The sequence below is a fragment of the Tenacibaculum sp. ZH5_bin.1 genome, from assembly GCF_042865525.1.
Lineage (GTDB): Bacteria > Bacteroidota > Bacteroidia > Flavobacteriales > Flavobacteriaceae > Polaribacter > Polaribacter mesophilus.
In genome coordinates this window covers 1-21,843 of the sequence record NZ_JBEGIO010000008.1, presented here as the reverse complement: position 1 = coordinate 21,843, position 21,843 = coordinate 1, and the positions used below count along the sequence as shown (strand labels likewise).

The 21,843-nt window shown below is 31.6% G+C and carries 21 protein-coding genes; 14 read left to right on the top strand and 7 right to left on the bottom strand.

The features are described 5' to 3' along the window. The first annotated feature begins 23 nt into the window (after positions 1-23). Complete coding sequence (locus ABHQ57_RS15205; protein WP_167713745.1) at positions 24-734, top strand: peptidoglycan DD-metalloendopeptidase family protein; 711 nt, start codon at positions 24-26, stop codon at positions 732-734. Between the two features lie 61 nt (positions 735-795). After that, positions 796-1,269 carry a DUF6495 family protein gene (locus ABHQ57_RS15200; RefSeq protein ID WP_047790593.1) on the top strand — a complete coding sequence of 158 codons (474 nt, stop codon included), beginning with the start codon at positions 796-798 and terminating at the stop codon, positions 1,267-1,269. On the opposite strand, the gene ABHQ57_RS15195 is transcribed toward ABHQ57_RS15200, so the two are convergent. Beyond that, positions 1,264-1,956: an NAD-dependent deacylase gene (locus tag ABHQ57_RS15195; RefSeq protein WP_047790594.1), complete on the bottom strand. Its 693-nt coding sequence runs from the start codon at positions 1,954-1,956 to the stop codon at positions 1,264-1,266. The two genes, ABHQ57_RS15200 and ABHQ57_RS15195, sit on opposite strands and share 6 nt — an antisense overlap. Positions 1,957-2,044: 88 nt before the next feature. Here ABHQ57_RS15195 and ABHQ57_RS15190 point away from each other — a divergent pair, with 88 nt between their 5' ends. After that, a complete protein-coding gene (locus ABHQ57_RS15190) occupies positions 2,045-2,716 on the top strand; it encodes an RNA methyltransferase (protein ID WP_167713746.1) in 672 nt (223 codons plus the stop codon). Positions 2,717-2,900: 184 nt separating this feature from the next. Next, positions 2,901-3,467, top strand: coding sequence for a hypothetical protein (locus ABHQ57_RS15185; protein WP_167713747.1), 567 nt, complete (start codon positions 2,901-2,903; stop codon positions 3,465-3,467). Positions 3,468-3,538: 71 nt separating this feature from the next. Here ABHQ57_RS15185 and ABHQ57_RS15180 read toward each other — a convergent pair whose 3' ends face one another. After that, on the bottom strand, positions 3,539-5,866 hold the full coding sequence (locus tag ABHQ57_RS15180; RefSeq protein WP_167713748.1) for a type IA DNA topoisomerase: 2,328 nt from the start codon (positions 5,864-5,866) through the stop codon (positions 3,539-3,541). Positions 5,867-6,012: 146 nt separating this feature from the next. Between ABHQ57_RS15180 and ABHQ57_RS15175 the strand changes: the two genes are divergently transcribed. Next, positions 6,013-7,446 (top strand): hypothetical protein, encoded by a 1,434-nt coding sequence (locus ABHQ57_RS15175; protein ID WP_167713749.1) that lies wholly within the window; start codon positions 6,013-6,015, stop codon positions 7,444-7,446. Between the two features lie 10 nt (positions 7,447-7,456). Beyond that, positions 7,457-8,419 carry a succinylglutamate desuccinylase/aspartoacylase family protein gene (locus ABHQ57_RS15170; RefSeq protein ID WP_047790598.1) on the top strand — a complete coding sequence of 321 codons (963 nt, stop codon included), beginning with the start codon at positions 7,457-7,459 and terminating at the stop codon, positions 8,417-8,419. A 148-nt stretch (positions 8,420-8,567) separates the two neighbouring features. Here ABHQ57_RS15170 and ABHQ57_RS15165 read toward each other — a convergent pair whose 3' ends face one another. Next, complete coding sequence (locus ABHQ57_RS15165) at positions 8,568-9,410, bottom strand: DUF2911 domain-containing protein (protein WP_159494864.1); 843 nt, start codon at positions 9,408-9,410, stop codon at positions 8,568-8,570. 128 nt (positions 9,411-9,538) lie between these two features. Between ABHQ57_RS15165 and arsB the strand changes: the two genes are divergently transcribed. Further along, positions 9,539-10,579: an ACR3 family arsenite efflux transporter gene (gene arsB / locus ABHQ57_RS15160; RefSeq protein WP_047790600.1), complete on the top strand. Its 1,041-nt coding sequence runs from the start codon at positions 9,539-9,541 to the stop codon at positions 10,577-10,579. Positions 10,580-10,664: 85 nt separating this feature from the next. Here arsB and gldG read toward each other — a convergent pair whose 3' ends face one another. Genes gldG through ABHQ57_RS15140 form a run of 4 tightly spaced genes read right to left on the bottom strand, consistent with a single transcriptional unit; the run spans position 10,665 to position 14,233 of the window. Continuing rightward, the gene (gene gldG, locus ABHQ57_RS15155) at positions 10,665-12,305 is read right to left on the bottom strand and encodes a gliding motility-associated ABC transporter substrate-binding protein GldG (protein ID WP_167713750.1); all 1,641 of its coding nucleotides are present in this window, start codon (positions 12,303-12,305) and stop codon (positions 10,665-10,667) included. After that, positions 12,298-13,017: a gliding motility-associated ABC transporter permease subunit GldF gene (gene gldF / locus ABHQ57_RS15150; RefSeq protein ID WP_167713751.1), complete on the bottom strand. Its 720-nt coding sequence runs from the start codon at positions 13,015-13,017 to the stop codon at positions 12,298-12,300. Before gldF ends, gldG begins: the two co-directional genes overlap by 8 nt. Before the next feature lie 54 nt (positions 13,018-13,071). Next, positions 13,072-13,368: a putative quinol monooxygenase gene (locus tag ABHQ57_RS15145; protein ID WP_047790603.1), complete on the bottom strand. Its 297-nt coding sequence runs from the start codon at positions 13,366-13,368 to the stop codon at positions 13,072-13,074. A gap of 4 nt (positions 13,369-13,372) precedes the next feature. Next, positions 13,373-14,233 carry an S-adenosyl-l-methionine hydroxide adenosyltransferase family protein gene (locus tag ABHQ57_RS15140; protein WP_047790604.1) on the bottom strand — a complete coding sequence of 287 codons (861 nt, stop codon included), beginning with the start codon at positions 14,231-14,233 and terminating at the stop codon, positions 13,373-13,375. Positions 14,234-14,352: 119 nt separating this feature from the next. Here ABHQ57_RS15140 and ABHQ57_RS15135 point away from each other — a divergent pair, with 119 nt between their 5' ends. From ABHQ57_RS15135 to ABHQ57_RS15105, 7 genes are all read left to right on the top strand, one after another. Next, on the top strand, positions 14,353-15,306 hold the full coding sequence (locus ABHQ57_RS15135) for a PhoH family protein (protein ID WP_073183483.1): 954 nt from the start codon (positions 14,353-14,355) through the stop codon (positions 15,304-15,306). A 3-nt stretch (positions 15,307-15,309) separates the two neighbouring features. Next, entirely contained in the window at positions 15,310-15,798 is a 489-nt protein-coding gene (locus tag ABHQ57_RS15130; RefSeq protein ID WP_167713752.1) for a hypothetical protein, read from the top strand. A 149-nt stretch (positions 15,799-15,947) separates the two neighbouring features. Next, a complete protein-coding gene (locus ABHQ57_RS15125) occupies positions 15,948-16,898 on the top strand; it encodes a phosphoribosylaminoimidazolesuccinocarboxamide synthase (RefSeq protein WP_167713753.1) in 951 nt (316 codons plus the stop codon). Positions 16,899-17,014: 116 nt separating this feature from the next. Then, a complete protein-coding gene (locus ABHQ57_RS15120) occupies positions 17,015-17,476 on the top strand; it encodes a (2Fe-2S)-binding protein (RefSeq protein WP_047790608.1) in 462 nt (153 codons plus the stop codon). 12 nt (positions 17,477-17,488) lie between these two features. Next, the gene (locus tag ABHQ57_RS15115) at positions 17,489-19,705 is read left to right on the top strand and encodes a xanthine dehydrogenase family protein molybdopterin-binding subunit (RefSeq protein WP_167713754.1); all 2,217 of its coding nucleotides are present in this window, start codon (positions 17,489-17,491) and stop codon (positions 19,703-19,705) included. A gap of 128 nt (positions 19,706-19,833) precedes the next feature. Beyond that, complete coding sequence (locus tag ABHQ57_RS15110) at positions 19,834-21,087, top strand: aminotransferase class I/II-fold pyridoxal phosphate-dependent enzyme (protein ID WP_159614866.1); 1,254 nt, start codon at positions 19,834-19,836, stop codon at positions 21,085-21,087. A 106-nt stretch (positions 21,088-21,193) separates the two neighbouring features. After that, positions 21,194-21,843 (top strand): DUF4294 domain-containing protein (locus ABHQ57_RS15105; RefSeq protein ID WP_389864134.1); only part of this gene is annotated, 650 nt, incomplete at its 3' end.

Sequence of the window (21,843 nt, the reverse complement as noted above, 5' to 3'; positions counted from 1 at the left end):
CTTTTTTATATATAAAACTATTTATGACAGATTTTTTTAAGAATATATCTCAAAAACCATTGCATGTAATTAATGCTAACATATCTTTTAATGAGTACATTCCAATTTCAATAGCTGCATCTAACAAAGAGTTAACTTTTGACGTTTCTTCATCAAAAGAATGGGAAGCATATTTAGAAAACTACTTTTTTAAACATAAAAAAACAGTTGCTTTTGGAGGATATTTAGAAGTAAGAGATATTTATAATAGAAGTGAACATTTTAATAAATTATCAGAAGAAAATCAACGAAATATTCATTTGGGAATTGATTTGTGGTGTGATGCAGGTACAGATATTTTAGCAGTATTAGATGGAGAAATTCATAGTTTTAAAAACAATGTAAACTATGGAGACTATGGACCTACAATTATTCTAAAACATTCAATAGAAGGAAATGAATTTTATTCATTGTATGGTCATTTATCCTTAGAATCTTTAGAAGACATATCAGTTGGTAAAAAAGTTAAACAAGGAGAGAAAATTGGAACTTTAGGAGATAGTTCTGTAAATGGAGATTATGCTCCGCATTTACACTTTCAGTTAATAATAGATATTGAAGATTATTATGGAGATTATCCAGGAGTGTCTTCAAAAAAGACGTTGGATTTTTACAAGCAAAATTGCCCTAATCCTAATTTATTATTAAAATTGCCCCATGAAACCCTCATAGATGGATTAAGCAAAACAATATAATCGCCCTAAGTAAAGAGAATGAATAAAAGTTAGGGTCAGTTAATTATTAAAATTTGAATTTTTGAAATATAGACAACTTACAAAGGAGCAGTTTGAAGGACTACACGAAGAGTTCGCACGTTTTTTAGCATCACAAAACATTGATAAAAAAGAATGGGATGAATTAAAAAAAGAGAAACCACATGTGGCAGAAGATGAAATGAATGTATTTAGCGATGTTGTTTGGGATGATGTATTAACCAAAACAGAGTACTTAGAACATTTTTCTCCAAATTTAGTAAACCTATTTAAATGCGAAGAAAAAGAAATGTATCGCATTGTGATAAAAATTGATAAAGAGATTAATGTTTTAGAGCAAGAAGGGTTTGAGTGGTTACTAAAAAATCCAAATGATGAAGCAATTGAGTTTTTAAGAGGCTCAAAAGCATATCAAGAAGAAAGAAATGCTGAAATTTTTGACTTAATTGAGAAAGGAAGTACTATTTCTAAAGGAGAACTGTACGAGTATTTTGATCACTTAACATCAAACTCATAAAGCCTTATTAAGTATTGTAATTAATTTATCAGTACCAGAACTAGCAACGTCTTCAATAATAGTTAAGTTATTGAAGGCGTTTTTATTTACAGCAGGTTTAGGATCTATAAAATAAATTGGTGTGTTATGCTGTACATAATTAACCAAACTAGCAGCAGGATATACTTGCATAGAAGTCCCTATAATTACTAAAACATCAGCTTGTAAAGTAATTTCAGCAGCTTTTTCCAATAATGGAACATCTTCACCAAACCAAACAATATGTGGGCGTAATTGAGCTTCTTCTTCACAAACATCTCCTAAAGCAATATCCTTTTTCCAAGGATATACTAAGTTTTCATTTTGGGTACTACGTACTTTTAATAGTTCACCGTGTAAGTGAATCACATTAGAACTACCTGCCCGTTCGTGTAAATCATCTACGTTTTGCGTAATAATATCAACTTCAAAATTATTTTCTAAAGAAACTAGATTATGATGTGCTTTATTAGGAGAAACTTCTAAAAGTTGCCTTCTACGCTGGTTATAAAAATCTAACACTAACTCAGGGTTAGCACGAAACCCTTCAGGTGAAGCCACCTCATAAATATCATGTCCTTCCCATAAACCATCAGCATCCCTGAAAGTTTTAATACCGCTTTCAGCACTAATACCAGCACCTGTTAATACAACCAATCGTTTTTTCATAAATATAAATTTTGTTGCAAGTTTAAGAAAATAAATACTGGGCTATCGCTCTGCGCTTAAAAATAGGAAAAATTACTATGTTTGTTGTATGATTGATGAAGGATTATTAGCCTATTTAGAAGGCTACATTACTGAGAAAAGAAAAGAAACCTTTTATAAGGTTTTAAATGAACGCACACGTCATTTCGCGGTAGTGTTAGAAGATATTTACCAACCACACAATGCCAGTGCGGTGGTGAGAAGTTGCGATATTTTTGGAGTACAAGATGTGTATGCAATTGAAAATAAGTTTACGAACAAGGTTTCAAGACATGTAGCAAAAGGAAGCCAGAAATGGTTAGACATCCACCGATATAAAGAAGATGGAGACAATACCAAAGCTTGTTTAGAAGATTTACGAGCAAAAGGATACCAAATTATTGGTACTACTCCACATACTGATTCTTGTATTTTACCTGATTTTGATGTGACAAAAAAGTCGGCATTTGTTTTTGGAGCTGAAAAAGATGGGATTTCAGATTATATCAAACAAGAAGCGGATGGGTTTTTAAAAATACCAATGGTAGGTTTTACCGAGAGTTTAAACATATCAGTAGCAGCAGCTATTACTTTACAAGATGTAACTACACGTTTGAAAAGAACAGATATGCATTGGCAACTTTCAGAAGAAGAAAAGAAAGTATTGTACTTTAAATGGATAAAAAATACGATTAAAAATCCTGATAAATTAATAGAATACTACTATAAAGAACTTACTTAGAAGTTATATTCCATATAGCAACCTGTTAGTGGTGAAGGTAACAAAAAGGATATAATATTTATAGGTAAAGGATACCTGAAGTTATACCTAATTTGATAATAATTTTGAGATAGATATAAATCTTATTAATTATACTGGTTGTAAAACTTTTGCTATATGAAATAAAATAAAGAATACTTATAAAATGAGAAAATTAATATTAATTTTTTATTCTATTATTTTAATAATTGGTACAGTTTATCAAAGTGGTTACTTTATGACTCTAAAGGAATATTGTAGATTTAAACAAAGTACTTTGTCTTCGATGTTTTTATTATTAATAATTTTATTTGTCCCATTTTTTTTAATTGGACCTATTTTTAGAAGAATGAAATATAAAGGTTCAACTTTCGCATATGTCCTACCTCTTGTATTAATTTTTGTTTTTTTAAAATTATATTATTTAAAAAGAGATCAATTACTATTAAATAGTAAGGTTGTTATAGATAGAGCTATTATAGTTGAAAAAAGTAATTCAAAATTTTCATGGTATGCAGTTTCAAGATTTAAGATAAATAAAACAGGGGATAGTATAAGTAAATACTTTAAAATAAATGGAAATTTATTAAAGAGGAAAAAGATAGGAGATACAATTTTAATTAAGTATGTATTTGATTGTCCTAATGTTTTAGCCACAGATTATAGTTTTTCGCCTACACGAGAAGAAATAGAATATTACAAAGGAGGAAGAGTTATTTTACCAAAAGAGTAGAAAAGATGATGCTCTACTTTAAATGGATAAAAAAAAACGATTAAAAATATAGAAAACTTACTATAACGAGCTTATTTAGAACTTAATATTTCAAGTACTAACTCTTTGGTTAACGGTTGTCCATTAGCCATTTTTTTGATGTTTTCAAAAGTAAACACAAAGTCACAACCATTTTTATACTCAGAACATCCATAGGCAGACTTACCTTTTAAAACAGTTCCTTTATTACATTTAGGGCAGGTTATTTTTTCACTGTCATTACGAGGAGTTTGTAACGAAGTAATCTCTTCTTTTGTAGTAACTCCTTTTTTTGGTTCAAATTTTAAATTGAAGTTATCATCAAAACGAACCAAACCTTCAACTTTTTTATCTTCCTGTTTGAACCCTTTTAAGTTGGTTGTGCATCCTTTATCAAGTAAACGAATTAGTTGGTTTTCGGATATTTTTTTATCCATAAATTCAAAAGCCAACGTAAAATCACAACCATTTTTATAAGCAGAACAGCCATAAGCAGCACTTCCTTTTAATAATTGTCCTTTTTTACATTTTGGACATTCTTTACCAACAACTGTTTTCTTTTTAGAAGCTGTTTTTTTAGGTTTTTGTTGTGTTTTTTGAGCTTCGTAAGAAATTCGCTTGGTTTTAGAACTCGAACGAACTTCGTAGACTAAATCATCTACCATTTTTTTCATCTGATTGATAAACGTAGCAGCATGGTATTCACCACGTTCAATTTCTTTCAGACGTTTTTCCCATAGTCCTGTTAATTCGGCAGATTTTAAAAGTTCGTTATCAATTAAATCAATCAAATCGATACCTGTTTGTGTAGGAATAATCAATTTTTTTTGACGCTCAATATATTTTCTTCTAAACAACGTTTCAATAATACTTGCACGTGTAGATGGTCGCCCAATACCATTTTCCTTCATTAATTCTCGCATTTCATCATCATCTACTTGCTTCCCAGCAGTTTCCATGGCACGTAATAAACTAGCTTCGGTATAATTACGAGGTGGTTTGGTTTCTTTTTCTAAAAAAGAAGGTTCGTGCGGACCTTTTTCTCCTTTTTCAAAAGTTGGAAGCACATCTTTCTCTTCTGTTTTTTTAGAATCGTTTCCATATTCAAAAACAGCTCGCCAACCTTTGGTAAGTATTTCTTTTCCTGAAGTTCTAAAAGGCACTTTATCAGCTTCACCTTTAACTTCGGTTTTTGAAATATCGCTATCAGGATAAAACACGGCAATAAATCGTTTTACAATAATATCATATACCTGTTGTTGATTGTATTGCAGATTGATTTCTATTCCTGTAGGAATAATAGCATGGTGATCGGTAACTTTTTTATCGTTAAAAACTTTACTCGATTTACGTATTTTCTTTCCTAATAAAGGTTGTGTTAACGAAGCATATTGTTTTAGTCCTTTTAAAATATTCGGAACTTTAGGGTAAATATCATTCGGTAAAAAAGTAGTATCTACTCTAGGGTACGTAACTACTTTCATTTCGTATAATTTCTGAACAATTTTTAAGGTTTCATCTGCTGAAAATCCAAATTTGTTGTTACAGTATACCTGTAAGCCTGTTAAATCAAACAGTTTAGGTGCATATTCTTTCCCTTTTTTCTTAGTAACCGAGGTTATTTCAAAATCACTTTCTTTTACCTTGTCGGCAAAAGCTTGTCCGTCTTCTTTCTTTAAAAAGCGACCTTCTTCACAACTAAATAAAGTTTCACGGTATTGCGTTTGTAGCTCCCAATAAGGTTCAGGTTTAAAGTTTTGAATTTCCTTATAACGATCTACCAACATAGCTAGGGTAGGAGTTTGTACTCTACCAATAGATAACACTTGTTTGTAACCGCCAAATTTTACAGTGTACAACCGGGTAGCATTTAAGCCTAATAGCCAATCACCAATAGCACGAGAAAATCCCGCATAATATAAATTATTATAATCGTCGTTGTCTTTTAGGTTTTCAAACCCTTCTTTAATTGCTTCTTCCGTTAGAGAAGAAATCCATAACCGTTGAATTTTACCTTTGTAATTTGCTTGATTGATAACCCATCGTTGAATGAGTTCTCCTTCTTGCCCAGCATCCCCGCAGTTGATAACCACATCGGCTTTTTCAAATAAAGACTTAACAATTTTGAACTGTTTCTGAATACCACTATCATTAGTAACTTTCGTTTCAAAACGCTCAGGAAGCATCGGTAGGTTATTTAAATCCCAGCTTTTCCAGTGCGGTTTGTAGTCTTTAGGCTCTAAAAGTGTGCATAAATGACCAAATGTATACGTAACTGCATAGCCGTTCCCTTCGAAATATCCATCTCGTTTGGTACTGGCTCCTAAGATATTAGCAATCTCACGGGCTACACTAGGTTTTTCGGCGATACAAACTTTCATGAAAGTAATTTAGAGGGTCGAAATTACTAAATTATTTATGAATGTAGAATCTTACTTTTTATAATACTTAATATTTAAAATAGTTGGTATATTTAAAAAATAAAAAAATCGTTTTTAGCTATTTTTAAAAACAAAAATAAAAAAGAATGAAAATAACAGAACTTATAAAACCTAATACATTTAATAACGAGAACCATTGGTATCCTAAGGTGCTGAATGCTACAATTCATCCAATGGTAAACTTTTTTTTAAACCTTGATAAAGAACGAATTATTGCTAGGTATTGTCACTTACATCCAAAAGTAAATGCAGAAAAACTTAGAGAAATTTTATCGTATGAATGTAAGTACTTTTTATGGGGAGGAGCAGATTTGATTAATTCAACATCAGCAGATGGAGATAAAAATATGGTTATTATAGAGAATAACTCATGCCCATCAGGTCAAAAATCAATGCCTTTGTTAGATGATAATAAAGAAGACGGAGTATATCGCTTGTTAATTGAAAGAACGTTTAAGCCTATCTTAGAGAAAAAGCGAAAACTTGTTAAAGATGGTAGATTAGCGGTACTTTATGATAAAAATTATATGGAAACATCAGGTTATGCAGCTGTTATAGCTGATGTTTTTAAAGAAGATGTTTTTCTTGTACCTTATTATTCAAACAAAGATAACGATCATATAAAAATAGAAAATGAAATTTTTTATCTAAAACAAGAAGAAGAATGGATTCCGTTACGAGGTATTTTTAGATATGTAACTCAAAAACCATGGAATAGATTCCCAATTAATAGTAAAACAAAGATTTTAAACCCTATTATTACTTGTTTGGCTGGAGGAAGAAATAAAATGGTGGCTGCCAAAGCATATGATATTTACAACACAGAATTAGAAGAATATGGAATGAAAATAAATATTCCAGATACTATTTGGGATGTTAGCAAGAATGAAATTCCGTTGTGGGTAAAGAAAATGGGAGGACAAGCAGTTATAAAAATACCTTATAGTAATGCAGGACAAGGAGTTTTTACGATTGTTAACGAACAAGAACTAGAAGAGTTTATGAAGTTAGAAATCGAATATGAACGTTTTATTGTACAAAGTTTAATAGGTAACTATAATTGGAGTTCAGTAAGCACAAAAGGCAAATATTATCATGTTGGTACAATGCCAAATGCTAAAGGAGAAACGTTTGTATCAGACATTCGTATGATGATTAGTAGTACAAAAGATGGAATAAAACCATTGTGTATGTACTCGAGAAGAGCATTGCTACCGTTGGAAAACGACTTAGAAAGCAGTAAAGATTCTTGGCAAATGTTAGGAACTAACTTATCGGTTAAGTTAGGTGAAAATGAATGGACGTCAGACACTAATCGTTTGTTAATTATGGACAGAAGAGATTATAACAAACTAGGTTTAGGTATAGACGATTTAATAGAAACTTTTATACAAACTGTACTTTCTACCATTGCTATCGACAAAATGTGTATTAGTTTAATAAACTCGAATAAAAAGTTTAAAAAGAAACTATTTACTTCATTAAACAACGATAGTACGCTGTTAAACGAATTATATTAAAAGTATGAGTATGGGACACCAGATTGAATATATTACCGAGTTTGATGTGAATCAAACACCTAAAAATTCTATTAAAAATTATTGGTTAAAGGTTACTTCTAACGCAATGGGAATTCCCACGTGTATTCCTGTCATGGTAGCTAGAGGAAAAGAAGATGGTATTGTATTGGGACTTACAGCTGCGGTTCATGGAAATGAATTAAACGGAATATCAGTTATTCAGCGATTATTTAAAGATTTAGATACAGAAAATTTAAAAGGAACAATTGTAGGAATTCCTGTGGTGAATGTACCTTCGTTTGTTCGAGGGACAAGAGTTTTTAGCGATGGAGTTGATATTAACAGAATTATGCCAGGAAAAGATAATGGAAATACCAGTGAAGTATATGCCAATCGTTTTTTGAATTTAGTAGTAAAGAAGTTTGATTATTTACTAGATCTACATACAGCTAGTTTTGGTAGAGTGAATTCATTTTATATTAGAAGTGATATGAACAATAAAGTCACCAAAAAATTAGCCTTATTACAAGATGCTGAAATTATAGTACATACACCACCATCAGACGGTACTTTACGAGGAGCTGCAGAAGAGTTAGGAATTCCATCTATTACTATCGAAGTGGGTAACCCAAATAGTTTTCAAAAGAAAATAATTAAAAGTGGAGTAGCAGGAGTACATAATGTATTGGCATATTTAGGAATTACGGATGATGAATATGAAACCTCTAAGAGAAATACAATAGTTTGTAAAAAATCCTATTGGTTATACACACAAGAAGGAGGGCTACTTACAGTACATGTTGATTTACGAGATATTGTAGAAGAAGGAGACCATATTGCTACACTACGAGATGTGTTTGGTAATAGAATTAAGAAATATTACGCTCCAGAAAGAGGTGTTGTAGTAGGAAAGAGTGTAAACCCCGTAAATCAATCAGGTGGACGTATTATTCATTTAGGGATTATAAAATAACTATCAAAAAGGCTGTTTTAACAGACCTTCATTTTAATGTATTAGTAAAAAAGAATATAATTTATTTCATAAAAATTATAAGAAATTTAAAAACATCAAACTCGCCAATTGGCGAGTTTGATGTTTTTAAAAAAGTTTAGCAGAAAAATTACTTCATTTCAGCAATAAACTCTTTGTTCATTTTCACATAATCAGCATTTCCAGCTTTTTCAGCACCTGCTAATGAAGCTTTAGCAGCTTTAAGAGCTCCTTTTTTATCACCAGCTTTAGCTAAGATTAAAGATTGTTGACGTAAGTACCAAAAGCGAGGTTGGTCTTTAGTCATGTCAACCGCTTTGTTAATCCAATTTTTAGCTTTGTTAATGTCTTTTCCTTCTTGTAAATAGTAAACAGCAGAAGAAAAATAATCGTTAGCAGAAGGACCTCCCATTACTTGAGCAATGCTTTTTTCTACCGCTTTATCAGTAGGAGTATTGAATTTTACACCAACGTAAGCATTTTCCCATAAAATACCTAATACGGCAGAATCGTTTGTTAAATTGTCAATACTCATTGTAAACGTTTCAATTTTCATAGGCATAGCTTCAACTTTTGCAGTCGTAGATACAGCTACTTTAGAGTCATCCCACTTTTTTGGAGTTCCCCAGTTATTAGTATCAGAATAAAAAATTACTTCCCAAGAATCTTTTCCTGGTTTTGTATACAAAGCATATGTGCCTTTTTTTAATATTTTACCGTCAATAGTAACATCATCGCTAAAACTAACTTTAGTATTTTGATTAGCTCCTGTTCTCCAAACTTTTCCATAAGGAACCAAATCTCCAAAAATAGTTCTTCCTTTCATACTAGGTCTAGAGTACTCAACTGTTACATCTGTTAAACCAACATTTTGCTCTAATTTAGCAGAAGGACTAGGTGCTGGGGTTTTTAATTGCGCATTAATACTTGTTGAAATTGCAACAACAAATAAACTTAAAAGTATTTTTTTCATGATAAAGGTTTATTTAGAGTATAAAATTACCATCTTATATTATGGTAAAATGTTAACAAAAACTTAAATTTATTGTTTATAAATATGTTTAATCGTAATATTGCAATATTATAATAAAACGATAAAAAATGTTAACAAAAAAATTAAGCTTTTTAGATAAAAACTTAACGTTATGGATTTTTGTAGCTATGATGTTAGGTGTTAGTATAGGGTATATATACCCTGAAATATCCGGTAAAATAAATGCATTAAGTACTAACTCAACTAATATACCCATTGCAATTGGGTTAATTTTAATGATGTACCCTCCTTTAGCAAAAGTGAATTATGCGTTATTACCAAAAGTGTTTACAAATAAAAAAATACTACTAACTTCACTTTTACTTAATTGGGTAATTGGCCCTGTTTTAATGTTCTTTTTAGCGTTACTTTTTTTACATGATTATCCAGAGTATATGACTGGGTTAATTTTAATAGGTTTAGCTCGGTGTATAGCTATGGTTTTGGTTTGGAATGATTTAGCTGAAGGAAGTAGTGAGTATGGAGCAGGTTTGGTAGCTTTAAATAGTATATTTCAAGTATTTGCTTATAGTTTTTATGCGTGGATGTTTATTACTATTTTGCCCCCTTATTTTGGCTTTGAAGGTGCCGTAGTAGACATATCTATTTTAACAATTGCAGAAAGTGTAGCTATTTATTTAGGTATACCATTTATTATGGGAATTTTAAGTAGATATATTTTAGTGAAGTTAAAAGGTGAAGAATGGTATAATACCAAATTCATACCTTCTATATCTCCATTAACTTTAATAGCTTTATTATTTACTATAATAATAATGTTTTCCTTAAAAGGAGAGTTAATAGTTAAAATACCTTTAGATATTTTATTAATAGCAGTTCCTTTATTACTGTATTTTGCTCTTATGTTTATTATCGGCTTTTTTATAACCAAAGCTACAGGAGCTACTTACGACAAAACAACAGCTGTAGCTTTTACTGCGGCAGGTAACAATTTTGAGTTAGCAATTGCTGTAGCAATTGCTGTATTTGGATTAAACTCAGGAGAAGCTTTTACAGGAGTAATAGGGCCTTTAGTAGAGGTTCCAGCATTAATTTTACTAGTAAAAGTATCTTTTTGGCTGAAGAAGAAATATTTTAGTAAAAATTAAATAGAGATTAAAATATCTTACATCCTTAAATAAAAAAATCAATACTTCTAAGTATTGATTTTTTTATTTAAGAACTATAATACAATTAAGAGTATTTCTTCTTCCTCCAGTAATTAAACCCAAAGCCAAACAGAGCTAATAAAACTAAGGGAATACCAATATTCATAAATTGCCAAAAACGTTTTTCAGTAAAAGCACGTTGTTTATCCAATAAGTTAATTTGAATGGTTTTATTGCGTAATTGGATCAATCCAGAATCGTCTAATAAATAATCAATAGCATTGATTAAAAACTCTTTATTACCAAACTGTTCTCCTGTCCATTTATCTAAGGACAAATCGTGAGGTTTTCCTTTTAAAATCTGATTTCTACCTACATCACCGTCAGCAATTACAATCATTTTATTGTTTGTACTCTCAGCTTTAAAATCAGGAGCGTCAAAAGGTTTCATTCTGTTTTTATAAGCAGAAGGAATGTTACCTTCTATAAGAACAGCTAATAATTGTGGGCCTGAAGCAAATTCATTTTCTTTTGGTTCTTTGGCGATACTTTGTAACTCAATAAAGTTGGGAGTTCCTGTTTGTTTGGTAAGTACAGAAGTTACTAATAACGGAGTCTTTTTTAAGTTTCCTTTCAAAGTATCTATTTGAGTAGCAAAACGAAAACGAACAGGTGCAACATTTTTAGTAATCGGGTGGTTCGGATTGCCACTAACTAGTGGATGATAAAACCAATTTAAGTGTTGAAACTGTGTTTGATTTCCTACATTTCCTGTAGCTAACGGAATTTTAGCTGAATACAAATCTTGAATGAGTTTATTGTTTACACGAACTTGATACCCAAACAATAAGTCCGTTAAATTCAAATCACGAGGAAATGCTAACATTTTTCCTTCATTGTATAAACTATCAGTATCCGCATAGTTATTATCTAGCATCCATAAACTTTTACCACCGTTTGCTATAAACTGATCAACGGTAAGCTTTTCCTCTTCTGTAAAACGCTCGGTAGGTTTAGCAATAATTGCTAAATCGTATGCTCTTAAGTCTTTTAAGGTTTTTTGCGGATTATTAGCAACACTATCTAATGTAAACTTAGCTAAACGATATTTTTTACCAACTTCACTTAACAAACTATATTGATAAATATCTTGCAACTCACCATTACCAGCTAATACCGCTATTTTTTGTCTTTCTTTTAAAGTAACATTATGTAATGCATTAGCAAAAGAATACTCTAACTTTTCAACAGCATTCTGTAGCTGAGCTTCTTGTGTCTTGGCAATTGAGTTAGGAAGTAAAGAAATTAACTCTACTTTTTTACCATAAGTAATTTCTGCCCAAGGAAAAATAATAGCTTCAGATAACTTTCCATCTTCTTCTACAGTTAACTGGCTAGGCATCATTCCTCTTTTTACCAAACGTTCACGAATATTATCAGGGTTGATAAAACGAAAACGAATATTGGTGTTTTTAGCTTGTAATTCTTCTAAAAACTGACGTGTTTCTATTTGTAATCGTTTAAATTCTGCAGGGAAATCACCTTCTAAGAATACATGAATCGTTAGTGGGGTATCAATTTTATCAATAAGACGTTCACTTACTTCAGATAAGGTATAACGTTTATCTTGTGTTAAATCGAAACGTTTGTAAACTGAATTAGCGATGTAATTAACAATTAACAGTCCGATAAGGGCTAATGCAATATGTTGTAATTTCTTATTCATTTTTTAACTGTTGTTTAGTGATGAATAAAAAGAAAAATGTAACACTGATAAAATAAATTAAATCACGACTATCTACTACACCACGACTAATGCTTTTAAAGTGTTCGTTAATACCAAATTGCCGTAAGGTGTATCCTAAATTTCCTAAAGAAGAACCTACAGCATCAAAACCATAGAATAAAGCAAAAGTGATAAATACACTTAAAATAAATGCCACAATTTGATTTTTGGATAGGGTAGAAGTAAATAATCCAACAGCTGTATAAGTTGCTGCTAAAAATAATAAACCTAAATACGAACCTATAGTACTACCTACATCTAAATTTCCAACAGGACTTCCTAATTTATATACAGTATATGCATAGGTTAATGTTGGTAATATGGCGATGACAACTAACAAAAGAGAAGCGAAAAATTTACCCAGTACAATTTGCCAATCGGTAAGTGGTTTAGTTTTTAGAATTTCAATAGTTCCGCTATTAAACTCATCAGCAAAACTTTTCATTGTAATAGCAGGAATCAGGAATAAGAACAACCATGGAGATAAATAAAAAAAGCTATTTAAATCGGCAAATCCCGCATTTAAAATATTAAAATTATCTTTAAATACCCATAAAAATAAGCCATTTACAAGTAAAAACACCCCAATAACCAAATAGGCAATGGGAGAGGCAAAAAATGAGTTAAATTCTTTCTTTAGTAGTGGTAACAATGTATAACTATTTTAGTTGTTTATAATATTTAGTTATTTTCAGATAGGTATTGACTAAGGTAGCGATTCAACTTTATCTACACTCCAAGCAAGTGGTTTATCATTAAATAGTATTTTGGTTTGTGCCCAAATTCCTTTAAATAAGTCAGAATTTCTGTAGTTTTCTAAATCTTGCTCAGTATTCCAATAACTATAAGTGAAAAATATATTTGGATTTGTTTTGTCTCTATACAACTCTAATAAACGGCAACCAGGTGAATTTCGTATAAACTCTTTTTTGGAATTAAAGTTGTTTAAAAATTCTTTAATTTTTTCTGGCTTAAAACTCATTTTTACAATTCGTACAAACATATATTTAATTAATAGGTGTAAATTCTGGCTTAATAGGGTTTTCAAACTCAACAGTAATAGTGTCGCGATATTCCAAACCAAGTAGGGTAGAAGCGCCACCAACCGTTTCTAAATTACTTCGGTAAATAGCAATCTCTAAAAAGCCAGCAGAATTAAAAATAGCGAGCTTTTCACCATCATACTGTCGTTTATCAGTTACTGAAAAATCAACAATTTCGTTATATCTGCTGTAAATTTTAGAAAAAGTATAACGTCTAGCCGTAACTTTATAATCACGACCTTTTCCAATAGTATTAAATTGTTTTTTACTAATGTTAGTAATTACATTTCCATAATTATCAATGTAAATAACACCACCCGCAATAATAGTTTGCTGCTCGTTTACTTTAGGCTTAATTTCAACAATCTTTTTATACGTGTCAACCTCTCTACCAATAACACTTAAACTACCACCACGAGCAATATGAGAAGCTACTTGCACAAAAACGTCTAACACAGGAAAGCTACTCTCAATACGATCGTGAATATTAATTTCAAAAATTTTAGTAGGTTTAATTTCAGAAGCAATCATTGAAATTAGTCCGTTGTCAGGACAAATAAAATAATGATTATCCAATTCTAAGGCAATATGTTTATTATCCACACTTAACTCTGAATCTACTCCAATAACATGAATTGTTTTATCAGGAAAGCTTTTGTAAGCATTTTTTAAAATATAAGCAGTTTCAGTAATGTTAAAAGGAGAAATTTCATGCGTAATATCAACAATCTTAGCATCAGGTAACTCAGAATAAATAGCTCCTTTTACAGCCCCTACAAAGTGGTCTTTCGTTCCAAAATCAGTAGTTAATGTAATAAGAGACATTAATTTAGGTGTTTGTTAATTAATCTGTGAAAAATTATGCTGAAATTTTAAACAAAACTACGTAATTCAAGAAAAATAATCATTATTTTTAGTGTGAATAATATTAAAACTTTTATCATTTGAACGAACGCGTAATTGAATTAACAGAAATCAACCCAAACGATTTTTTTGGAGCTCAAAACAGCACTATTACTCAGTTAAAAACATTCTTCCCTAAAATAAAAATAGTAGCTAGAGGAAATAAACTTAAAATTTTTGGCGAACCTGAATTGTTAAATGAATTTGAAAAGCGATTAGAAATGCTTATCAAATACTTTAATAGATACAACAAGCTAGATGAAAATAGTATTGAGCGAATTTTAACGTCAACAGGAAAGGAAGAAGAAATACGAAAATCTGGAAATGCAAAAGACGTTCTAGTACACGGTGTTAGTGGAAAGTTAATAAAAGCTCAAACAGCTAATCAGCGTAAAATGGTTGAGTTAATGCAAAAAAATGATATGTTATTTGCTGTAGGACCTGCGGGTACTGGTAAAACATACACAGCAGTTGCTTTGGCTGTAAAAGCATTAAAAGAAAAAGAAGTAAGACGAATTATATTAACAAGACCTGCGGTGGAGTCAGGTGAAAACTTAGGGTTTCTTCCTGGAGACTTAAAAGAGAAACTAGATCCATACATGCAACCTTTGTACGATGCCTTAAGAGATATGATTCCACATGAAAAACTTGAATCACATCTAGAAAAAGGAGTCATACAAATAGCTCCCTTAGCGTTTATGCGTGGTAGAACTCTTGACAATGCTTTTGTAATTTTAGATGAAGCACAAAATACTACTCATGCACAAATGAAGATGTTTTTAACACGTATGGGAATGCACGCAAAGTTTATTATAACCGGAGATCCAGGTCAGATAGATTTACCAAGAAGACAAGTTTCTGGATTGAAAGAATCGTTATTAGCGTTAAAAGATATTGAAGGAATTGCGCAGGTGTATTTAGATGACAAAGATGTAATCCGCCATCGATTAGTTAAAAAGATTATTACAGCTTACAAAAGCATAGAAACGGAATAGAGTATGTTAAAAAACTTGGGATTTCAAGAATATTTATCGGTAGGGTATATATTTTTGATTGCTTTAGGCTTAGTTAGTGATACCATTTTTTATCGTTATCTAGATATAGATTATTTACAATACATAACTATCACAGGTACACTTTTGTCTCCTATTTCATTATTAGCTAACAATTGGGCGTTGTCAGTAATTCTTATAGTATTTTCCATGTCTTTGTATTTCCTTATTAAAAACTCAGTTAAAATAGAAGAAATACTAAAGAGAGTAAAATGGTTGAAAAAGAGGATTGAAGCAAATAAAAAAGCAAAAAGAAAAGAGTACGACAACAAGTCAGCTTTTATAGTTTCTGTTTTTATTATGGTGTTTTCTTTATTGTTAGGGTTTAGGCTAGGAATGGGGATAAATTATAAAAAACGTTTAGCAGAAGGTAGGCTTAAGAATAATATGACATTAGTTTTTAAAGATGATTCTCAACTAAAAGCTAAAAAATAGGTCAAAATAGTGCTTATATTTTTTATGTAGAACAAGGGAATACATTCGTAACTGTAACACCTATTTTAGAAAATATAAAACAAATAAAAACTATTCAAAAAGAAGAGTAGAATACTTACATTTGCGGGCAACAACACAACAATATACTAATGAATACAATTAACGAAACAAATTTCCAGTTTCAAGGGCAAAAAGAAGTTTATAAAGGAAAAGTAAGAGAAGTATATAATATCAATGATGATTTATTGGTAATGATAGCTTCTGATCGTCTTTCCGCTTTCGATGTAATCTTACCACGCCAAATTCCTTTTAAAGGACAAATTCTAAATCAAATTGCTACAAAAATGATGAACGATACTGCGGATATTGTTCCAAATTGGTTATTAGCGAATCCAGATGAAAATGTAGCAGTAGGTCATTTATGTGAACCTTTTAAAGTAGAAATGGTAATCCGCGGATATTTATCTGGTCATGCAGCTCGTGAATATGCAGTAGGAAAAAGAATGCTTTGTGGAGTAGCAATGCCTGAAGGAATGAAAGAAAATGATAAATTCCCAGAGCCAATTATTACACCATCAACAAAGGCAGATAATGGAGAACACGATGAAGATATTTCTCGTGAAGATATTTTAGCAAAAGGAATTGTTTCAGAAGAAGACTATTTAGTATTAGAAGATTACACAAGAAAGTTATTTCAAAGAGGGACTGAATTAGCTGCTAAAAGAGGATTGATTTTAGTAGATACCAAATATGAGTTTGGAAAAACTAAAGATGGTAAAATTGTATTGATAGATGAAATCCATACACCAGATTCTTCTCGTTATTTTTATGCTGATGGGTATGCTGAGCGTCAAGAAAAAGGAGAGAAGCAAAAACAATTGTCAAAAGAGTTTGTACGTCAGTGGTTAATTGAGAACGGTTTTCAAGGAAAAGAAGGACAAGGAATTCCTGAAATGTCTGATGAAAAAGTTATTGAAATTTCAAACAGATACATTGAACTATACGAACAAATTACAGGGGAAACTTTTGTAAAAGCGAATACAGAAAACGTACTCGAAAGAATAGAGAAAAACGTAACTACGTTTTTAGAAAATAAATAATAAAAAGAGAGGCTTTTGCCTCTCTTTTTATTTAAAATTATCTTAAAAGAACCCCATTAACAAACAAGCATTTATATTTTTTGTAACTTACACGATACAAACAAAAATTAGCAAAAATGCCAAATTATACATTAAAAATTAACGGAAAGTCGGTGTCCTTTGAGGCAGATGCTGATACACCATTGTTGTGGGTTTTACGAGATGAACTCAATATGGTTGGAACTAAATTCGGTTGTGGAATAGCACAATGCGGAGCCTGTACTGTTCATGTAGACGGAACAGCAATGAGAAGTTGTCAATTACAAATTTCTATGTTAGACGGTGAAGAAATAACAACCATTGAAGGGCTATCAACTGAAGGAGATCATCCGTTACAAGAAGCTTGGAAAGAAGTAGATGTTCCACAATGTGGTTACTGTCAAGCAGGTCAAATTATGACAGCAGCTTCCTTTTTAAAAGAAAATCCAAAACCTTCTAAAGAAGAGATAAGAGAAGCAATGCAAGGTAATATTTGTCGTTGCGCTGCATACAATAGAATAGAAAAGGCAGTTGCATTGGCTGCAGATAAAATGTCTTAAAAACTTTCAATCATGAGTACACAAGAAAAAAACTTTACGTTTAGCAGAAGAAATTTTTTAAGAACTTCTGCATTAGCTAGTGGTGGTATTATGATTGGATTTAATCTATTTACTGCCTGTAAACCTAATGTAAAACCATCTGTAGATGTAGAAAACTTAAATTTCAACGATTTTAACGCATTTATAAAAATATCTGATGAAGGCTATGTAACTATTTACTCTCCAAATCCAGAGATAGGTCAAGGGGTAAAAACTTCAATGCCTATGATTATTGCAGAAGAGTTAGATGTAGAATGGGATAAAGTACATGTTGCACAAGCTCCTTTAGATACCAAAAACTATACACGACAGTTAGCAGGAGGTAGTCAATCAATTCGTCATGGCTGGACAGCGCTTAGAGAAACAGGAGCAACTACAAAACAAATGTTAATTAATGCGGCAGCAGTAAAATGGGGAGTAGATGCAACTACTTGTTCAGCTTCAAAAGGAATTATTACAAATGCAAAAGGTGAAACGTTAGGATATGGTGAAGTAGTAAAAGAAGCTGCTACTTTAGAGGTGCCAGAAAACGTCGCTTTAAAAAAGCCATCTGAGTTCTCCATTATTGGTAAAAATGCTATAAATGTTGATATAGAAAAAATAGTAACAGGAAAACCTTTATTCGGTTTAGACTATAAAGAAGAAGGTATGTTGTTCGCATCTGTAGTAAGACCTCCTTCTTTTGGACAAGAGTTAGAGTCTTACGATGTAGCAGAAGCAAAGAAAGTGTCAGGAGTAATAGATGTTATAACAATAGGAGAGAAAGCAAGAAACTTTATTGAGTCAGGAAAAGCTAATTGGACGTTTAAGTTAACGAAAACGGATAAAGTAGTTGTACTAGCAGAAAATACATGGGCGGCAATTAAAGGAGCAAAAGCAATTAAAACTGTATGGAAAGATAATTCTGAGTTAGAAGATACAAAACTTCATAATGAAAAGCTAACAAAATTATTAGAAGCGAGTGACTTAGATGTAAGAAGAGAAGACGGAAATGTGAAAAAAGCTTTTGCAGAAGCAGATAAAGTTATCGAACGTACCTATCATTCACCTTTCTTACCACATAACTGTATGGAACCAATGAACTTTTTCGCAAGTGTAACACCAGAAAAAGTACACCTAGTTGGTCCTGTACAAACACCAGAATATGCAGCAATGGTTGCAGCAGAAATGTTAGGGCGTAATTTGGAAGAAGTTCATGTAGAAATGACCCGAATGGGAGGAGGTTTCGGAAGAAGATTATATGGAGATTTTGTTTATGAAGCGTTGGAAATATCTGATAAAATACAAAAACCAGTAAAAATGGTTTCAACGAGAGAAGACGATGTAACTAGTGGAACATATAGGCCAGCAATTAAATATAGAATCGCAGCATCAATAAAAGACAGAAAAATAACAGGATACCATTTGAAAGAAGCAGCCGTAAATGATAATATGTACGGATTAATACCACATTTCTTTCCTGCAGGATGTATTCCAAACTATAAAGTATCAACTGGAAATTACAAGAGTAATATTAGTACAGGAGCTTGGAGAGCACCATATACTAACTTTTTAGGCTATGCAGAACAAAGTTTTTTCGATGAATTAGCGGAAGAATTAGAGATAGATGCGGTGCAGTTACGTTTAGAATTGTTAGAAAATGTAAAAGCCACAGAAGATAAAAGAATAGAGTACTCAGGTAAACGAATGCAAGACACTATAAAGTTAGCAGCAGAAAAAGGGAGCTGGGGAAAAGCTAAAAAAGGAGTTTATCAAGGTTTTTCAGCTTATTACAGTCATAATACCCACGTAGCTGAAGTTGCAGAGGTAGAGCTAAAAGATGGAGTGCCAGTTATAACAAAAGTAGTTACAGCGGTTGATTGTGGTATAGTTGTTAATCCAACAGGAGCTATAAACCAAGTAGTAGGAGGAGTTATTGATGGTATTGGACACGCAATGTATGGAAACTTAACTTTTAAAGAAGGAGTACCTTCAAGTAGAAATTTTGACAACTATAAGCTTATAAGAATGAATGAAACACCTAAAGTAGAAGTTCATTTTGTGCAAAATGAATTATCACCTACAGGTTTAGGAGAACCAGGCTTACCACCAGCAGGAGGAGCAGTTGCGAATGCAATACATAAAGCTTTAGGAAAAAGGCTATATAAACAACCTTTTGTAGAGGAATTAAAATCGAACATTTTATCTTAAAAATCAAAGAGCTTTATAGGTATGCCAAAGTAGTATGTTTGTTATTTATTGAAAATGAAACACTCGGTAATTTTTGAAAATCTGTTAAAAAGCACTACTTTCGCAACCTATAAAAATCAAAAATAACAATGGTTAAAGATTTATTTGAAAGAATTAAAGGAGATAAAGGACCTTTAGGAAAATGGGCGGATAAAGCAGAAGGATATTATGTGTTTCCTAAATTAGAAGGACCAATCTCTAACCGCATGTCTTTCAATGGAAAAAAAGTAATAACTTGGAGTATTAACGACTACTTAGGATTAGCAAATCATCCAGAAGTGTTAAAAGTAGATGGAGAATCTGCTGCTACAGATGGTATGGCTTACCCTATGGGAGCTCGTATGATGTCAGGTCACACTAAATACCATGAACAATTAGAGCAAGAATGTGCTGAATTTGTTGGTAAAGAAGCAGCTTATTTAGTAAATTTCGGATACCAAGGAATGGTATCAGCAATTGATGCCTTAGTAGGAAAAGACGATATCATAGTATATGACATGGATACACATGCATGTATTATTGATGGAGTTCGTTTACACGCAGGAAAACGTTTTGTATATCGCCATAACGATATAGAGAGCTGTGAGAAAAATTTGAAGCGTGCCACCAAAATGGCAGAAAAAACAGGAGGTGGAATTTTGTTAGTTTCTGAAGGTGTTTTCGGTATGCGAGGAGAACAAGGGCGTTTAGCAGAAATTGTAGCCTTAAAAGAAAAATACAACTTCCGCTTATTGGTTGATGATGCTCACGGGTTTGGAACATTAGGAGAAGGAGGAAGAGGAACAGGATTTGAACAAGGAGTACAAGACGGAATAGATGTGTATTTTGCAACATTTGCAAAATCTATGGCAGGAATAGGTGCATTCTTTGCAGGAGACAAAGATGTTGTTCAATATCTACAATACAATATGAGATCACAAATGTTTGCTAAATCATTACCAATGCCAATGGTAAAAGGAGCATTAAAACGTTTAGATATGATTCGTACCATGCCTGAACTAAAAGAAAACCTTTGGAAAATAACCAATGCGTTACAATCAGGTTTACGTGAAGCAGGTTTTGATTTAGGAACAACGCAAACATGTATTACACCAGTATACTTAAAAGGAGAAATTCCAGAAGCTATGGCAATGGTGAACGATTTAAGAGAAAACCATGGAGTATTCTGTTCAATTGTAGTATATCCAGTAATACCGAAAGGATTAATAATATTAAGATTAATTCCAACAGCACGTCATACAATTGAAGACGTAAATGAAACAATAGAAGCTTTTTCTGCAATCCGTGAAAAACTAGAAAACGGAACCTATAAACAAGTAGCAGCTACAATTATGGCAGAATAATAAGAAACTGAAAAAAAATAATAAAAGCTCATGAAATACTTCATGAGTTTTTTTGTTTTAAAAGAGAAATGATACATTTGAAGTACCTTTACTTATTAAAAATCAAATGAAAAAACTACTATACATATACCTACTATTATTCGCAGCAGCATTAAGTGCGCAAATTAAGGATACACTACCAAACTTTAATGATGAATATATATTGATAAGAGAAGGGGATAGTTTAATGATAAAGTTAAACGAGGTAACGGTACTTCCAAAGCATAAGTTTAAAGAAAAAAAAGATATTCTTTATTATTATTGGCTTCGAAAAAAAGTATTCAAAGCATATCCTTATGCAATTTTAGCAGCAAAAAGAGTAGATAGTGTAAACTCACGTTTAGCTAGAATTAAATCAAAAAGTAAAAAAAGAAAGTATATAAAAAGAATTCAAAAGTATTTAGAAGAAGAGTTAACAGCTCCCTTAAAAAAGTTAACAAGAACAGAAGGAAGAATTTTGTTAAAGCTAATTCATCGTCAAACGGGAAAAACAGCCTTTGCTAATGTAAAAGAGTTAAGAAGTGGTTGGAAAGCTTTTTGGTACAATACCACAGCAAATTTATTTAAACTATCATTAAAGTCAGAGTATAAACCTGAAGCGGAAAACGAAGATTATTTAGTAGAGGACATTATACAGCGCGCATATATAGAAGAAAAGTTGGAGTATCAAGAGCCTAAATTACGAAAGAACTATTTAGTAATTGTATCCAAAAGTAG

What these genes read in the sequence shown, in the direction of transcription:
- ABHQ57_RS15125 (WP_167713753.1), top strand. Translation starts at nt 15,948, where the DNA reads ATGAATACAATTAACGAAACAAATTTCCAGTTTCAAGGGCAAAAAGAA.
- ABHQ57_RS15175 (WP_167713749.1), top strand. Translation starts at nt 6,013, where the DNA reads ATGAAAATAACAGAACTTATAAAACCTAATACATTTAATAACGAGAAC.
- ABHQ57_RS15185 (WP_167713747.1), top strand. Translation starts at nt 2,901, where the DNA reads ATGAGAAAATTAATATTAATTTTTTATTCTATTATTTTAATAATTGGT.
- ABHQ57_RS15165 (WP_159494864.1), bottom strand. Translation starts at nt 9,410, where the DNA reads ATGAAAAAAATACTTTTAAGTTTATTTGTTGTTGCAATTTCAACAAGT.
- ABHQ57_RS15120 (WP_047790608.1), top strand. Translation starts at nt 17,015, where the DNA reads ATGCCAAATTATACATTAAAAATTAACGGAAAGTCGGTGTCCTTTGAG.
- ABHQ57_RS15115 (WP_167713754.1), top strand. Translation starts at nt 17,489, where the DNA reads ATGAGTACACAAGAAAAAAACTTTACGTTTAGCAGAAGAAATTTTTTA.
- ABHQ57_RS15180 (WP_167713748.1), bottom strand. Translation starts at nt 5,866, where the DNA reads ATGAAAGTTTGTATCGCCGAAAAACCTAGTGTAGCCCGTGAGATTGCT.
- ABHQ57_RS15140 (WP_047790604.1), bottom strand. Translation starts at nt 14,233, where the DNA reads ATGTCTCTTATTACATTAACTACTGATTTTGGAACGAAAGACCACTTT.
- gldG (WP_167713750.1), bottom strand. Translation starts at nt 12,305, where the DNA reads ATGAATAAGAAATTACAACATATTGCATTAGCCCTTATCGGACTGTTA.
- arsB (WP_047790600.1), top strand. Translation starts at nt 9,539, where the DNA reads ATGTTAACAAAAAAATTAAGCTTTTTAGATAAAAACTTAACGTTATGG.
- ABHQ57_RS15195 (WP_047790594.1), bottom strand. Translation starts at nt 1,956, where the DNA reads ATGAAAAAACGATTGGTTGTATTAACAGGTGCTGGTATTAGTGCTGAA.
- ABHQ57_RS15170 (WP_047790598.1), top strand. Translation starts at nt 7,457, where the DNA reads ATGGGACACCAGATTGAATATATTACCGAGTTTGATGTGAATCAAACA.
- ABHQ57_RS15205 (WP_167713745.1), top strand. Translation starts at nt 24, where the DNA reads ATGACAGATTTTTTTAAGAATATATCTCAAAAACCATTGCATGTAATT.
- ABHQ57_RS15190 (WP_167713746.1), top strand. Translation starts at nt 2,045, where the DNA reads ATGATTGATGAAGGATTATTAGCCTATTTAGAAGGCTACATTACTGAG.
- ABHQ57_RS15130 (WP_167713752.1), top strand. Translation starts at nt 15,310, where the DNA reads ATGTTAAAAAACTTGGGATTTCAAGAATATTTATCGGTAGGGTATATA.
- ABHQ57_RS15110 (WP_159614866.1), top strand. Translation starts at nt 19,834, where the DNA reads ATGGTTAAAGATTTATTTGAAAGAATTAAAGGAGATAAAGGACCTTTA.
- ABHQ57_RS15145 (WP_047790603.1), bottom strand. Translation starts at nt 13,368, where the DNA reads ATGTTTGTACGAATTGTAAAAATGAGTTTTAAGCCAGAAAAAATTAAA.